Below are 14,669 nucleotides of genomic sequence, written 5' to 3'. Positions count from 1 at the left end.
CCCTCGCGGAACCTACGCCGCCGACATCACCCGCTCCAACCCGTCGAAGTCCTCCACGCACTTCCCGCAGCCCAGCGCCACGCTGTCCAGTGGGTCGTCCGCCACGAAGACCGGGATGCCCGTCGCCGACGCCATGCGCAGGTCGAGGCCCGGCAGGAGCGCGCCGCCGCCGGTCAGGATGATGCCGTGTTCCATCACGTCGCCGGACAGCTCCGGCGGGCACTCCTCCAGCGTCGCCCGCACCGCGGCGATCACCGCCTCCACCGGCTCGTCGAGCGCCGCCCGTACCTCACGCACCGTCAGTTCCACCGTCTTCGGCAGGCCCCGCACCTTCTCCCGGCCCCGCACGGTGAACGTCCGCGACTCCAGCGCGTCGTCCCCCGGCACCGGCCACGCCGAGCCGACCGCGACCTTGATGTCCTCGGCGGTCCGCTCGCCGATGAGCAGCCCGTGCTCCTTGCGCACGAAGTTCGTGATCGCCTCGTCGAAGCGGTCCCCGCCCACCCGCAGCGACTGCGCCGTGACGATCCCGCCCAGCGAGATCACCGCGACCTCGGTCGTGCCGCCCCCGATGTCGACCACCATCGAACCCCGCGGCTCCGCCACCGGCAGCCCCGCCCCGATCGCCGCGGCCATCGGCTCCTCCACCAGATGTACGGCACGGGCCCCCGCCCGCTGCGCCGCGTGCACGATGGCCCTGCGCTCGACCTGCGTGACACCGCTCGGCACGCACACCACCATCCGCGTACGGGGACGGCGCCCCGGCACGGCCTTGCGCACGAAGTGCCGGATCATCTCCTCGGCGGCCTCGTAGTCGCTGATGACGCCGTCCCGCAGCGGGCGGATCGCGGTGATCGTGCCCGGGGTCCGGCCGATCGTCTGCTTGGCCTCCGTACCGACGGCGAGGGCGGTGCGCGCGCCCTCCTTGACGGCGACCACGGACGGCTCGTTGAGCACGATGCCCTGACCGCGTACGTAGAGAAGGGTGTTCGCTGTACCGAGGTCGATGCCTATGTCCATGATCGCCAAGTTTGCCCGGCGATCGACCGGACCGGGGGGACCAAGGTCCCGAATCGGACGGGACCAAAGTCCCGAGCGGGCCCGAGCAGGTCCCGACGGCGGCTGTCACACCCCGTCCGTAGACTGGCGTACGTGAGTGACCTCCCCCCGCCTGACAGCGCCCGCCCCGACGACCACGAGAGCGACGACCGTTTCGAAGAGATCGTCGAAGCCGAGACCGACCGCGACCCCGACCTCGCCGTGATCGAGGCGGGCAGCCGCACCCTGCGCACGCAGGCGGGCCCGCCCCAGGGCGACATCCCGTCGCGCCCCACCGACCCGGAGGTGGACAAGGCGCTGCGCGAGGTCGAGACAGAGCTCGCGGGCCGCTGGGGGGAGACGAAGCTGGAGCCCTCCGTCAGCCGGATCGCCGCGCTGATGGACGTCCTGGGCGAGCCCCAGCGCGCGTACCCCTCGATCCACATCACCGGCACGAACGGCAAGACGTCCACGGCCCGCATGATCGAGGCCCTGTTCAGCGCCTTCGAGCTGCGCACCGGGCGTTACACCTCGCCGCACGTCCAGTCGATCACCGAGCGGATCAGCCTGGACGGCGCCCCCATCGAGGCCGAGCGCTTCGTGGAGACGTACCACGACATCAAGCCGTACGTGGAGATGGTCGACGCCAAGGAGGACTACCGCCTCTCCTTCTTCGAGGTGCTCACGGGCATGGCGTACGCGGCCTTCGCGGACGCCCCCGTGGACGTCGCCGTCGTCGAGGTCGGCATGGGCGGCAGCTGGGACGCGACGAACGTGATCGACGGCTCGGTCGCCGTCGTCACGCCCATCGACCTGGACCACACCGACCGCCTGGGCGGCACGCCGGGCGAGATCGCCGCGGAGAAGGCCGGCATCATCAAGCAGGACGCGACGGTGATCCTCGCCCAGCAGCCGGTGGACGCGGCGCAGGTGCTCCTGAAGAAGGCCGTCGAGGTCGACGCGACGGTGGCCCGCGAGGGCCTGGAGTTCGGCATCGTCTCCCGCACGGTCGCGGTCGGCGGCCAGCTCCTGACCCTGCGCGGCCTCGGCGGGGAGTACGAAGAGGTCTTCCTGCCCCTGCACGGCGCCTATCAGGCGCACAACGCCGCCGTCGCGCTCGCCGCGGTGGAGGCGTTCTTCGGCATCGGCTCGCAGCACGCGCGCGTCCTGGACATCGACACCATCCGCAAGGCCTTCGCCTCGGTCTCGTCGCCGGGCCGCCTGGAGGTCGTGCGCACCTCGCCGACCGTCGTCCTTGACGCCGCGCACAATCCGGCGGGCGCCCGCGCCACCGCCGAGGCGGTCAGCGAGGTCTTCGACTTCAGCCGCCTGATCGGCGTGGTCGCGGCGAGCGACGGCAAGGACATGAAGGGGCTGCTCGAAGCCTTCGAGCCGATCTTCGCCGAGGTCGTCATCACGCAGAACTCCAGCCATCGGGCGATGGACGCGGACACGCTGGCCGGGATCGCCGTCGAGGTCTTCGGCGACGACCGCGTCCAGGTCGAGCCGCGCCTGCCGGACGCGCTGGAAGCCGCGATCACACTCGCCGAGGAAGAGGGCGAGTACGCGGGCGGTGGCGTCCTGGTCACCGGCTCCGTCATCACGGTCGGCGAGGCCCGACTGCTCCTGGGGAGGGGCTGACTCCTGTGCGTACGCTCTGTGCTTCGACGCTGATCGGCGAGTTCTTCGTGATCGGTTTCGCCGGTCTGGTCGCCATGAAGGACCCGGACCTGACGATGGGCACGGTCTGGACGGTCTGCGGCATCGCGATGCTGTTCAGCGTCCTGCTGTGCGGAATGATCACGCGGCCCGGCGGGGTGCAGCTCGGCTGGGCGCTGCAGATCGCGCTCATCGCGAGCGGCTTCGTCGTGCCGATCATGTTCTTCATGGGGGCGGTGTTCGCCGCGCTGTGGTGGGCCTCGATCCACTTCGGCCAGAAGATCGACGAGGCGAAGGCCAGGTTCGCGGCGCAGGCGGAGGCCGAGGCCTGACCGTGCGGGGCCCCGGGGACGGGGCCGGAGGTAACGCGGTGTAGTGGGTGCCGGTATTCTGCCGGGCAACCCACACGCTCGTAGAAAAAATGCTTGGAGCCGCACATGACCCAGCGCACTCTCGTCCTGCTCAAGCCCGACACCGTCCGTCGTGGCCTGATCGGCGAGATCATCGGCCGCATCGAGCGCAAGGCGGGCTGGACGATCTCCGCCCTCGAACTGCGTTCGCTCGACCAGGAGACGCTGGAGCAGCACTACGGCGAGCACAAGGGCAAGCCCTTCTACGAGCCGCTGGTCGCCTTCATGTCCTCCGGTCCGGTCGTCGCGCTCGTCGTCGAGGGTGAGCGCGTCATCGAGGGCGTGCGCGCCCTCGCGGGTCCGACCGACCCGATCGCCGCCGCGCCCGGCTCCATCCGGGGCGACTTCGGCAGCATCGTCCGGGAGAACCTGATCCACGCCTCGGACTCCGAGGAGTCCGCCGAGCGCGAGCTGAAGATCTTCTTCCCGGGTGTCGTCTGACGGCCGTTCGCGGTCTCGCCTGACGGACACAGGTAAAGAGTTCCGTAAAGACTTCTGACGCCTAGTCAGCAGGGCACCGCCCTGACCAGGGGTGGCCGAGAAAACCGGCCGCCCCTTGGCATATGCGCCCCAATTGGGGGAACCCGTGCCTCCGATGGCACGTCTCCAAGAGCGAGGCGGCGCATCATCTGCTGACAATGGCGAAGACCCTAGCGCCGTGTTCGTGCAGGCGAGACTACGATGGAAGCCTCCACGCCACACAGCACCCACCTCGCCTACCTAAAAAGCCATCAGAAGCTCCAGGGAAGGCCAGACGCATCCTCATGGGGAACAACATGTCGTTCATCGGCCGTGACATGGCTGTCGACCTCGGGACCGCCAACACGCTGGTGTACGTCAGGGGTCGCGGGATCGTTCTCAACGAACCGTCCGTGGTCGCGATCAACACCAACACCGGTGGCATCCTCGCTGTCGGCGCCGAAGCCAAGAAGATGATCGGTCGCACGCCGGGCAACATCGTTGCCGTGCGACCGCTGAAGGACGGCGTCATCGCCGACTTCGAGATCACCGAGCGGATGCTCCGCTACTTCATCCTGAAGATTCACAAGCGGCGCTACCTCGCCCGCCCGCGTGTCGTCGTCTGTGTGCCCTCCGGCATCACCGGAGTCGAGCGCCGCGCCGTCATCGAGGCCTCCTCGCAGGCCGGCGCCCGCCAGGTGCACATCATCGAGGAGCCCATGGCCGCGGCCATCGGTTCCGGCCTGCCGGTCCACGAGGCCACGGGCAACATGGTGGTCGACATCGGCGGCGGCACCACCGAGGTCGCCGTCATCTCGCTCGGCGGAATCGTCACGGCACAGTCGATCCGCGTCGCGGGCGACGAGCTGGACAACGCGATCATCCAGCACATCAAGAAGGAGTACTCCCTCCTCCTCGGTGAGCGCACGGCCGAGCAGATCAAGATCACCATCGGCTCGGCGTACGACATGGACGCCGACGAGCACACCGAGATCCGCGGCAGGGACCTGGTCTCCGGGCTGCCCAAGACCGTCGTCATCTCCGCCGCCGAGGTCCGCAAGGCCATCGAGGAGCCGGTCAACGCGATCGTGGACGCGGTCAAGACGACCCTCGACAAGTGCCCGCCGGAACTCTCCGGTGACGTGATGGACCGCGGCATCGTTCTCACCGGAGGCGGCGCCCTGCTGCGCGGCCTCGACGAGCGTCTGCGCCGCGAGACGGGCATGCCGATCCACATCGCCGAGGACCCGCTGGACAGCGTGGCGCTCGGCTCCGGCAAGTGCGTCGAGGAGTTCGAGGCGCTTCAGCAGGTCCTTGACGCGTCGCCGCGCCGCTGAGGGTGGCGCGAACCCGCGATAAGGGTGTCCGCCGTACGAGTGCCTGTCACCTCGTGCGGCGGATCGTTGATATAGAGAGCTTCAAAGGGCACGCGCAGATGCCCGAACATAAGTAAATGCTCAGAATTCCAAGGATTTCCAACTGAGGAAGGCACGGCCGCCGCACGTGAGGGACACACGAGAGAGCCGGCTGCTCCTGGTGCTGCTGATCGCCATCGCGTTCGCTTTGATCACGGTGGACATCCGTGGTGGCGAGGACTCGCCGGTCGACGGTGCCCGTCAGGCCGCCGCCACGGTCTTCGGCCCGGTCGAGAACGGCGTGTCGTCCGCCGTCGACCCGATCGGCAACGCCATCGGCGCGGTCAGGGACTCCGGTGACCGGCATGACCGGATCGCCGAACTCGAGCGTCAGAACGCCGCGTTGAAGGCGAAGCTCGGCAGCGACGACCGCAATCGCAGTCGGGTCAGACAGCTGGACAGCATGCTCAAGAGCGCCGGTGCCGGTCAGTACGGCATCAAGGGCGCCGAAGTCATCGGCATAGGAGCGGCCCAGGGCTTCTCCTGGACCGTCACCATCGACGCGGGCGCCAACGACGGACTCAAGCGCGACATGACCGTCCTGAACGGCGACGGCCTGGTCGGACGCGTCACCACGGTCGGCCCCAGCACCGCGACCGTCCTGCTCGCCAACGACCCCGACTTCACCGTCGGCACCCGCATGGAGAAGACCGACGAGCTGGGCTTCGCCACCGGACAGGGCGACCGCCCGCTCTCGGTGCAGATGCTCAACGGCAAGGCCGAGATCAAGAAGGGCGACCGCCTGGTCACCTTCGGATCGCAGAAGGACAAGCCGTTCGTGCCCGGCGTGCCGGTCGGCGAGGTCGTCCGCGTCGACCCGTCGGGCGGTGACCTGACGCGCAACATCTACATCAAGCCGTACGTCGGCTTCACCAAGCTGGACATCGTCGGAGTCGTCGTCGAAGCGCCCCGCGAGGACCCGCGCGACACGGTCCTGCCGAAGAAGCCCGCCAAGCCGAAGCCGACCCCGACGGTGACCGTGACGGCCACCCCGTCAGGACAGGCCCCGGCCGACGGCGCCGACAACGGCAACGAGCAGTAGGAGCCCCGGAACCATGCGCTTCAACCGAATCCTGCTCTCCACCACCCTGGTCGTCGTCGCCCTGGTCATCCAGGTCAGCGTCCTGGCCCGGCTGCAACTGCCGGGCGCGGTCCCGGACCTCGTGCTGCTCACGGTGCTCGGCCTCGCCCTGGTCTACGGCCATGTGGGCGGCGCCCTCGTCGGCTTCGGCGCCGGACTCCTCGCGGACCTGGCACCGCCGGCCGATCACGCCGCCGGGCGGTACGCCCTGGTCCTGTGCGTCGTCGGCTACCTCGCGGGCCTGGCCAAGCCGGAGACCGGGCGGCTCAGGTCGGCCACCGGGCCGCTCGTCGTGGTCGTCGGCGCCGCCATCGGCTCGACCCTGCTGTACGCGGGCGTGGGCGCCCTCGTGGGGGACACCGCCGCCCGCCACGTGGGCCTGGGCGGGCTCCTCTTCACGGCGGCCCTGTACGACCTGCTGCTCGCGCCGTTCACGGTGCCGCTGATCATCGCGCTCGCCCGCAGAGCCGAGAACGACCCGCTGGGGGAGACCTCCCCCGCCAACAAGGCCGCCACGGACGTCGCGTCCGGCTGGCTCTCCTCCGGCACGGGCCTGCGCATCGGCAACCAGCGCGGCGGCCTGCGGGCGAAGGCGGCCAAGGCACGCGTCGCGCGCGCCGGACGCATCAAGGGGGTCAAGCGACTGTGACCAACATTCCCGAGACCGGACGGACCCCAAGAGTCCAGATCCGTCTCATCGTCATCCAGATCCTTGTGCTCTCCCTCCTCCTCACCCTCGGCGGGCGCCTCTGGTACCTCCAGATCCGCAACGGTGAGGAGTACGCCGAGGAAGCCTCCGGCAACCACGTCCAGCAGGTCGTCGACCCCGCCGTACGCGGCTCGATCCTCGACGCCCGCGGCGTGCCGATCGCCGACAACGAGACCCGCCTGGTCGTCTCCGCGTCCCGCACGGACCTGATGAAGATGAAGGACGACGGCAAGGCGGCCCTCGCCAAGCTCGCCGACGTCCTCGGCATGACCACCAAGGAAGTCTCCGACAAGGTCCGCCTCTGCGACTCCAAGACGCCGCAGCCCTGCTGGAACGGCTCGCCCTACCAGCCGATCCCGATCACGGACGAGGCCTCGCCCAAGCAGGCCCTCCAGATCCGTGAGCGCGCCGAGGACTTCCCCGGCATCACCGCCGAGCCCACCGCCGTCCGCCGCTACGCCGCGCCCGGCAAGTCCAACACCGCCCAGGTGCTCGGCTACCTCTCGCCCGTCACCGACGAGGAGATCAAGAAGGCCGAGAACACCAACTCGCCGTTCCTGCGCTCCGACCAGGTCGGCCGCTCGGGTCTCGAGCGGACCTACGACGCGCAGCTGCGCGGCAAGGCCGGCGTCACCCGCTACGAGGTCGACAACCTCGGCCGCGTCATCGGCAAGGCCAAGGACGACCCGGCCCAGCCCGGCGCGAACGTCGTCACCAGCATCGACGCGCGCGTACAGGCGCTGTCCGAGTACTGGCTGAACGACGCGATGAAGAAGGCCCGCCAGGAGTTCGACAAGAACACCAACGAGAACTACAAGGCCGACGCGGGCGCCGTCGTCGTCATGGAGAACAAGACCGGACGCGTCGTCTCCATGGCGTCCAACCCGACCTACGACCCGAACGCCTGGGTCGGCGGCATCTCCGGCAAGGACTACACCCGGCTCACCGGCAAGAAGTCCAACTACCCGCTCCTGAACCGCGCCATCCAGGGCCAGGCGGCCCCCGGCTCGATCTTCAAGGTCATCCCGACCACGGCGGCGGTCAACGCGGGCTACGACTTCAACGGGCGCTACCCCTGCCCCAGCTCGTACTCCATCGGCGGCCAGACCTTCAAGAACTTCGAGTCCCAGGGCCACGGCAGCATCACCCTCGGCCAGGCCCTGGAGGTCTCCTGCGACACCGTCTTCTACAAGCTCTCGCACGACCAGTGGGCCAAGGACGGCGGCAACAAGCCGAAGAAGGACGCCAAGGACTGGTTCTACAAGACGGCCCACCAGTTCGGCCTCGGCAAGGAGACCGGCATCGATCTGCCGAACGAGGTCACCGGCCGCGTCCCCGACCGCCAGTGGAAGAAGGACTACTGGAAGGCCAACAAGGACGGCTGGTGCAAGCAGGGCAAGAAGGGCGGCGACTACGTCGAGCAGATCGCGTACGAGAACTGCCTCGAAGGCATGAAGATGCGCGCCGGTGACTCCGTCAACTACTCCATCGGACAGGGCGACACCCTCGTCACGCCGATACAGATGGCGACGATCTACTCCGCCATTGCCAACGGCGGCACCCTCTACGACCCGACCGTCGGCAAGGCGATCGTCAGCGCCGACGGCAAGCAGGTCCAGGAGATCAAGCCCAAGTCGCACGGCAAGCTGCCCATGGACGAGAAGACGCGCAAGGACATAGACGGTGCGCTCGCCGACGTGGCGACCAAGGGAACGGCCGCCTGGCGGTTCGGCGGCTGGCCGCAGGACAAGATCCCGATGCACGCCAAGACGGGTACGGCGGAGGTCCACGGCAAGCAGACCACCTCGTGGTTCGCGACGTACACCAAGGACTACTCGATCGTGATGACGATCTCCCAGGGTGGTACGGGCTCCGGAGCGTCGGGCCCCGCCGTCCGCAAGATCTACGACGGCATCTACGGCCTGGACGAGAACGGCAAGCAGGACCTCAAGAAGGCCCTCCTGCCCCAGCCGCAGAAGGACCTGCCGAAGATCGAGACCGACGGCTCGATCAAGTCGCCGAAGATCAAGCCGTACAAGCCCGAGGCCCCCAAGCCCTCAGAGGCGCCGCAGGAACTGGCGGGCGCGCCCGCGAACGGGAGGCGCGACTAGTGGCCGGCAACAATGGCTTCTCCGTCTCCGGCTACGGGCCCGAGCGCTCGTCGATGACGTCCCGCCTGCTCGCCCGCGACTCGCTGGTGCGCAGGATGGACTGGCCGATACTGCTCTCGGCGATCGCGCTCTCCGCGATCGGCTCGGCGCTGGTCTACTCCGCGACGCGCAACCGCACCGAGCTGGTCGGCGACGACCCGTACTCCTTCCTGCTCAAGCACCTCCTGAACACCGGCATCGGCATCGCCCTGATGGTGGGCACGGTGTGGCTCGGCCACCGGACGCTGCGGACGGCTGTGCCGATCCTCTACGGCATCTCCGTCTTCCTCGTCCTGCTCGTCCTCACCCCGCTCGGCGCGACGATCAACGGCGCGCACGCCTGGATCGTGCTCGGCGGCGGCTTCTCGCTGCAGCCCTCCGAGTTCGTGAAGATCACGATCATCCTGGGCATGGCGATGCTGCTCGCGGCGCGGGTGGACGCGGGCGACCGGGACCACCCCGACCACCGCACGGTCCTGCAGGCCCTCGGCCTGGCCGCCGTACCGATAGTGATCGTGCTCCTCATGCCCGACCTCGGGTCAGTCATGGTGATGGCGATGATCGTGCTCGGCGTGCTGCTCGCGTCGGGCGCCTCCAACCGCTGGGTCTTCGGACTCCTCGGCACGGGCGCCGCCGGAGCGATCGCCGTCTGGCAGCTCGGCGTCCTGGACGACTACCAGATCGCCCGCTTCGCGGCCTTCGCCAACCCCGCGCTCGACCCGGCGGGCGTCGGCTACAACACCAACCAGGCGCGCATCGCGATCGGTTCCGGCGGCCTGACGGGCACCGGCCTCTTCAAGGGCTCGCAGACCACCGGTCAGTTCGTGCCCGAGCAGCAGACGGACTTCGTGTTCACCGTCGCGGGCGAGGAACTCGGCTTCGCGGGCGCGGGACTCATCCTTCTCCTGCTCGGCGTCTTCCTGTGGCGCGCCTGCCGCATCGCGCGCGAGACGACGGAGCTGTACGGCACGATCGTCGCCGCCGGGATCATCGCCTGGTTCGCCTTCCAGTCCTTCGAGAACATCGGGATGACGCTCGGCATCATGCCGGTGGCGGGTCTGCCGCTGCCCTTCGTCTCGTACGGAGGGTCATCGATGTTCGCGGTCTGGGTGGCCGTCGGCCTGCTGCAGTCCATCAAGGTGCAGCGACCGATGTCGGCCTAGCTCTGCCCCGGGGCGTCTGGGGGACTGCCCAGCGCCCCGGATCCCGTCTAGATTCGGTTCATGGCGCAGACGAAGCGGGAGATCGAGCGGAAGTACGACGTCGAAGCGGCCGCGGAGCTGCCCGACCTGACCGGTGTCGCCTCAGTGGCGAAGGTCGTCGACAAGGGTGTCGTCGAACTGGACGCCGTCTATCACGACACGACCGACCAACTTCTGCTCGCGGACTCGATCACGCTCCGCCGCCGCACGGGCGGCGACGACGAGGGCTGGCACCTGAAACTGCCGGTCTCCCTCGTGCAAGGCGCGCGGGACGAGATCCAGGCACCCCTGTCGGACTCGGTGCCGCCCGAGCTGTCCGCGCTGGTGCGGTCCCGGGTGCGCGACGCCGAACTCGTGCCCGTCATGCGGCTGTTGACCGCGCGGGACCTGCGCCACCTTCTCGACGACAAGGGCGCGCTCCTCGCCGAGCTGAGCATCGACCGGGTCAGGGCCGAGCGGCTCACGGAGGGCGGCGGCACCACCGAGTGGGCCGAGATCGAGGTGGAGCTCGCGGACGACGCGGATCCCGCGCTGCTCGACAAGATCGAGAAGAAGCTGAAGAAGCTCGGTGTCGAGCGGTCGGCGGCCGCGTCGAAACTGGCCAAGGCCCAGGCGGGGACGGCGCTTGCCGCGACCCGGCAGCTCGTCGCGGAAGGCACGCTCAAGCCTGCCGGGGGCAAAAAGGGGCAGAAGGGTGACCGGTACACCGTCATCCAGCCGAAGGACTCCGCCGTGCAACCTGACCCCGTCACCGCTGCCGACCACGTCCTCGCCTACATCCGCGCCCAGCGCGACGCACTCGTCGCCCTCGACCCCGACGTCCGCCGCGACCAGCCGGACTCCGTGCACCAGATGCGGGTCGCCACGCGGCGGATGCGCAGCGCGTTCCGCTCGTACAGGAAGCTCCTCGACCGCTCCGTCACCGACCCGATCGGCGACGAACTGAAGTGGCTCGCTGGAGAGCTCGGCGTCGACCGCGACCAGGAGGTCCTGGCCGAGCGGCTCACCGGCCGCATCGACGCCGTGCCCGGCACCCTGGTCCTGGGTCCGGTGCGGGCCCGCCTGAGCATCTGGAACGTCGCGGGCTCCGCCGACGCCCGGAGCAGGACCGTCGCCGCGCTCGAAAGCCGCCGGTACGTGCAGCTCCTCGACTCCGTGGACGCGCTGCTCGCCGACCCGCCGCTGCGCAAGGCCGCCACCGCGTCCCCCGGAAAGGCCCTGTCCAAGGCCGCCCGGAAGGACTACGCCCGCCTGGAGGCCCGCATCGAACACGCCCTCGCGCTGGCGCCCGGCGAGGAGCGCGACGTGGCGATGCACGGCGCTCGCAAGGCCGCCAAGCGCGCCCGGTACGCGGGTGAGGCGGCGAAGCCCGCGCTCGGCAAGCCCGCCAAGCGGTTCGCGAAGCGGATGAAGGCCGTCCAGAAGGTGCTCGGCGATCACCAGGACAGCGTGGTCGCGCGCGACGCCCTGCGGAACCTCGCGATCCAGGCCCACGCGGCGGGCGAGACCGCCTTCACCTGGGGACTTCTGTACGGGCATGAGGAGGCCAGGGCCACCGAGCGGGAGAACGAGCTGCCCGCGGTGTGGCACCGGGCGTCCCGGCCCAAACTGAGGTCGTCACTGGACGGCTGAGTACCGAGGTACGCTGGATGGTCACCCCTGCCAGAACATGAGATCCTGCCGAAAGACGCTGTGATGCCTGTCGAGTCCGTCTTCCCACGCCTGGAAGCGCTTCTCCCGCACGTCCAGAAGCCCATCCAGTACGTCGGCGGAGAGCTCAACTCCACCGTCAAAGACTGGGACGAGTGTGACGTCCGCTGGGCGCTCATGTACCCGGACGCCTACGAGGTGGGGCTGCCCAACCAGGGCGTCATGATCCTGTACGAGGTGCTGAACGAGCGCGAGGGCGTCCTCGCCGAGCGCACGTACAGCGTCTGGCCGGACCTCGAAGAGCTGATGCGGGAGCACAAGGTCCCGCAGTTCACCGTGGACAGCCACCGGCCCGTCGGCGCCTTCGACGTGTTCGGGCTCAGCTTCTCCACGGAGCTCGGCTACACGAACATGCTCACGGCCCTTGACCTCGCGGGCATCCCGCTGGAGTCCAAGGACCGCGGCATCGACGACCCGATCGTCCTCGCCGGAGGCCACGCCGCCTTCAACCCCGAGCCGATCGCGGAGTTCATCGACTGCGCCGTCATCGGCGACGGCGAGCAGGCCGTGCTCGACATGACCGCGATCATCCGCGCGTGGAAGGCCGAGGGCCGCCCCGGCGGCCGCGAGGAAGTCCTCTTCCGCCTCGCCAGGACCGGCAACGTCTACGTCCCCGGGTTCTACGACGTCGAGTACCTCCCGGACGGCCGCATCGGCCGCGTCGTGCCGAACAAGTCCGGTGTCCCGTGGCGCGTGTCCAAGCACACCGTCATGGACCTGGACGAGTGGCCCTACCCCAAGCAGCCCCTCGTGCCGCTCGCGGAGACCGTCCACGAGCGCATGTCCGTGGAGATCTTCCGCGGCTGCACCCGCGGCTGCCGCTTCTGTCAGGCCGGCATGATCACGCGCCCCGTGCGGGAGCGAAGCATCACCGGCATCGGCGACATGGTGGAGAAGGGCCTGAAGGCCACCGGCTTCGAAGAGGTCGGCCTGCTCTCCCTGTCCTCCGCGGACCACACGGAGATCGCGGACGTCGCCAAGGGCCTCGCGGACCGGTACGAGGAAGACAAGATCGGCCTCTCCCTGCCCTCGACCCGCGTCGACGCCTTCAACATCGACCTGGCGAACGAGCTGACGAGGAACGGCCGCCGCTCGGGTCTGACGTTCGCCCCCGAGGGCGGCAGCGAGCGGATGCGGAAGGTCATCAACAAGATGGTCTCCGAAGAGGACCTGATCCGCACCGTCGCGACCGCGTACGGCAACGGCTGGCGCCAGGTCAAGCTGTACTTCATGCTCGGCCTGCCCACCGAGACCGACGAGGACGTCCTGCAGATCGCGGACATGGCGGCGAACGTCATCGCCAAGGGCCGCGAGGTCGCGGGCAACGACATCCGCTGCACGGTCTCCATCGGCGGCTTCGTGCCCAAGCCGCACACGCCCTTCCAGTGGGCCCCGCAGCTGTCGGCCGAGGAGACGGACGCCCGCCTCACGAAGCTGCGCGACAAGATCCGCGGCGACAAGAAGTACGGCCGCTCGATCGGCTTCCGCTACCACGACGGCAAGCCCGGCATCGTCGAGGGCCTGCTCTCGCGCGGTGACCGCCGCATCGGTTCCGTCATCCGCGCGGTGTACGAGGACGGCGGCCGCTTCGACGGCTGGCGCGAGCACTTCAGCTACGACCGCTGGATGGCCTGCGCCGAGAAGACGCTGCCCGACTTCGGCGTGGACGTCGACTGGTACACGACGCGTGAGCGCACGTACGAGGAGGTCCTGCCCTGGGACCACCTGGACTCCGGTCTCGACAAGGACTGGCTCTGGGACGACTGGCAGGACTCGCTCGACGAGACCGAGGTCGAGGACTGCCGCTGGACCCCCTGCTTCGACTGCGGCGTGTGCCCGCAGATGCAGACCGAGATCCAGATCGGCCCGACCGGCAAGAAGCTTCTTCCGCTGTCGGTCGTGAAGTAGATGACGCAGCCGGGGCCGGTGGCCGGAGCGGGTCCTCGACTCGTCCCGCCCACCGGCCTCGTGCATCTCTCCTTCGTCGCCGCGATGGAGGAGTTCCGCGCCGAGGGGCGCGGCGGTGACGACGACGACACGACGCTCGGCCAGACCCTGCGTGACTACGGCGACAAGTGGCACGACCCGGCGGTCTTCGAGCGGTACGTCACCGAGGTCCGCGCCGCCGTGCACCCCGCGGAGCCGTTCTCCGTCCCCGTGACGACGCTCTGGTACGCGGACGGCGCCGACTACATCGGCCGCCTCGCCATCCGGCACAACGTCAACACGCGCTTCCTGCGCGAGTACGGCGGCCACATCGGCTACGACGTACGCCCCACCGCCCGCCGCCGCGGCCACGCCACGGCCATGCTGACCGGCGCCCTGCCGTACGCACGCGCGCTGGGCATCGCATCGGTCCTGGTCACCTGTGACACCGACAACACCGGTTCGCGCAAGGTGATCGAGGGCGCGGGCGGCACCTTCGAGGACGAACGCGGCGGAAAGCTGCGTTACTGGATCCCGACCGGCGCCTGACCGAACCACATCCCACCACTGACGCGTCTAGGACGGCATGGACCTGGAGAAGCGGCCCCCGCTGCCCGCACCGCAAGCCCAGCCGGAGGCCCGGCCGCAGGCCGAGGGCTGTCTCGCCGTGGCGATCCGCATCCCGGTGCGGATCGTCGTCCTCGTGCTTGTCGTCCCGGTGCGCCTGGTGTGGGACGCCCTGGCCGTCTGCGGCCGCTTCGTGTACCTCAGAGGCCTGCGGCCCGTGGGGCGCGCGCTGGGGTGGCTGGGGCGGACGCTGATCGTGACGCCGCTGGAGTGGCTGGGTACGTACGTCCTCACGCCGATCGCGCTCGGCGTCACCACCGCCACGACGTGGCTGCTCAAGGCC

Annotated in this window: 12 protein-coding genes and 1 pseudogene; 12 read left to right on the top strand and 1 reads right to left on the bottom strand. The window is 69.3% G+C overall.

Annotated features, from left to right (window positions below; genetic code table 11):
• Window positions 1–12: 12 nt before the first annotated feature.
• Entirely contained in the window at window positions 13–1,020 is a 1,008-nt protein-coding gene (locus ACWFRU_RS03580; protein ID WP_453684210.1) for a rod shape-determining protein, read from the bottom strand.
• Window positions 1,021–1,152: 132 nt separating this feature from the next.
• On the opposite strand from ACWFRU_RS03580, the gene folC reads away from it, so the two are divergent.
• The 12 genes and pseudogenes from folC to ACWFRU_RS03520 all read left to right on the top strand — a co-directional run.
• Window positions 1,153–2,679, top strand: a complete 1,527-nt coding sequence (gene folC / locus ACWFRU_RS03575; protein ID WP_453684208.1) for a bifunctional tetrahydrofolate synthase/dihydrofolate synthase — start codon at window positions 1,153–1,155, stop codon at window positions 2,677–2,679.
• A 5-nt stretch (window positions 2,680–2,684) separates the two neighbouring features.
• Window positions 2,685–3,029, top strand: coding sequence for a DUF4233 domain-containing protein (locus ACWFRU_RS03570; RefSeq protein ID WP_453684207.1), 345 nt, complete (start codon window positions 2,685–2,687; stop codon window positions 3,027–3,029).
• Between the two features lie 105 nt (window positions 3,030–3,134).
• Window positions 3,135–3,548: a nucleoside-diphosphate kinase gene (ndk, locus tag ACWFRU_RS03565; RefSeq protein ID WP_249589932.1), complete on the top strand. Its 414-nt coding sequence runs from the start codon at window positions 3,135–3,137 to the stop codon at window positions 3,546–3,548.
• Between the two features lie 335 nt (window positions 3,549–3,883).
• On the top strand, window positions 3,884–4,903 hold the full coding sequence (locus ACWFRU_RS03560; RefSeq protein WP_160505014.1) for a rod shape-determining protein: 1,020 nt from the start codon (window positions 3,884–3,886) through the stop codon (window positions 4,901–4,903).
• A 166-nt stretch (window positions 4,904–5,069) separates the two neighbouring features.
• Window positions 5,070–6,023, top strand: coding sequence for a rod shape-determining protein MreC (gene mreC, locus ACWFRU_RS03555; protein ID WP_453684205.1), 954 nt, complete (start codon window positions 5,070–5,072; stop codon window positions 6,021–6,023).
• Window positions 6,024–6,036: 13 nt separating this feature from the next.
• Complete coding sequence (gene mreD, locus ACWFRU_RS03550; RefSeq protein ID WP_453684204.1) at window positions 6,037–6,711, top strand: rod shape-determining protein MreD; 675 nt, start codon at window positions 6,037–6,039, stop codon at window positions 6,709–6,711.
• Window positions 6,708–8,882, top strand: a complete 2,175-nt coding sequence (gene mrdA / locus ACWFRU_RS03545) for a penicillin-binding protein 2 (RefSeq protein ID WP_453684202.1) — start codon at window positions 6,708–6,710, stop codon at window positions 8,880–8,882. The genes mreD and mrdA overlap by 4 nt, the downstream gene beginning before the upstream one ends.
• Entirely contained in the window at window positions 8,882–10,084 is a 1,203-nt protein-coding gene (gene rodA / locus ACWFRU_RS03540; RefSeq protein ID WP_453684200.1) for a rod shape-determining protein RodA, read from the top strand. Before mrdA ends, rodA begins: the two co-directional genes overlap by 1 nt.
• A gap of 60 nt (window positions 10,085–10,144) precedes the next feature.
• On the top strand, window positions 10,145–11,755 hold the full coding sequence (locus ACWFRU_RS03535; RefSeq protein WP_453684199.1) for a CYTH and CHAD domain-containing protein: 1,611 nt from the start codon (window positions 10,145–10,147) through the stop codon (window positions 11,753–11,755).
• Between the two features lie 63 nt (window positions 11,756–11,818).
• On the top strand, window positions 11,819–13,741 hold the full coding sequence (locus tag ACWFRU_RS03530) for a TIGR03960 family B12-binding radical SAM protein (RefSeq protein WP_453684197.1): 1,923 nt from the start codon (window positions 11,819–11,821) through the stop codon (window positions 13,739–13,741).
• The gene (locus tag ACWFRU_RS03525; RefSeq protein WP_453684195.1) at window positions 13,742–14,308 is read left to right on the top strand and encodes a GNAT family N-acetyltransferase; all 567 of its coding nucleotides are present in this window, start codon (window positions 13,742–13,744) and stop codon (window positions 14,306–14,308) included.
• Between the two features lie 37 nt (window positions 14,309–14,345).
• A pseudogene (locus ACWFRU_RS03520) lies at window positions 14,346–14,669 on the top strand (hypothetical protein); the annotation flags it as partial.

It is taken from the genome of Streptomyces sp. NPDC055099 (assembly GCF_053607685.1).
Note: the sequence above shows the minus strand (reverse complement) of the source record. Positions and strands in the feature narration are given on the sequence as shown.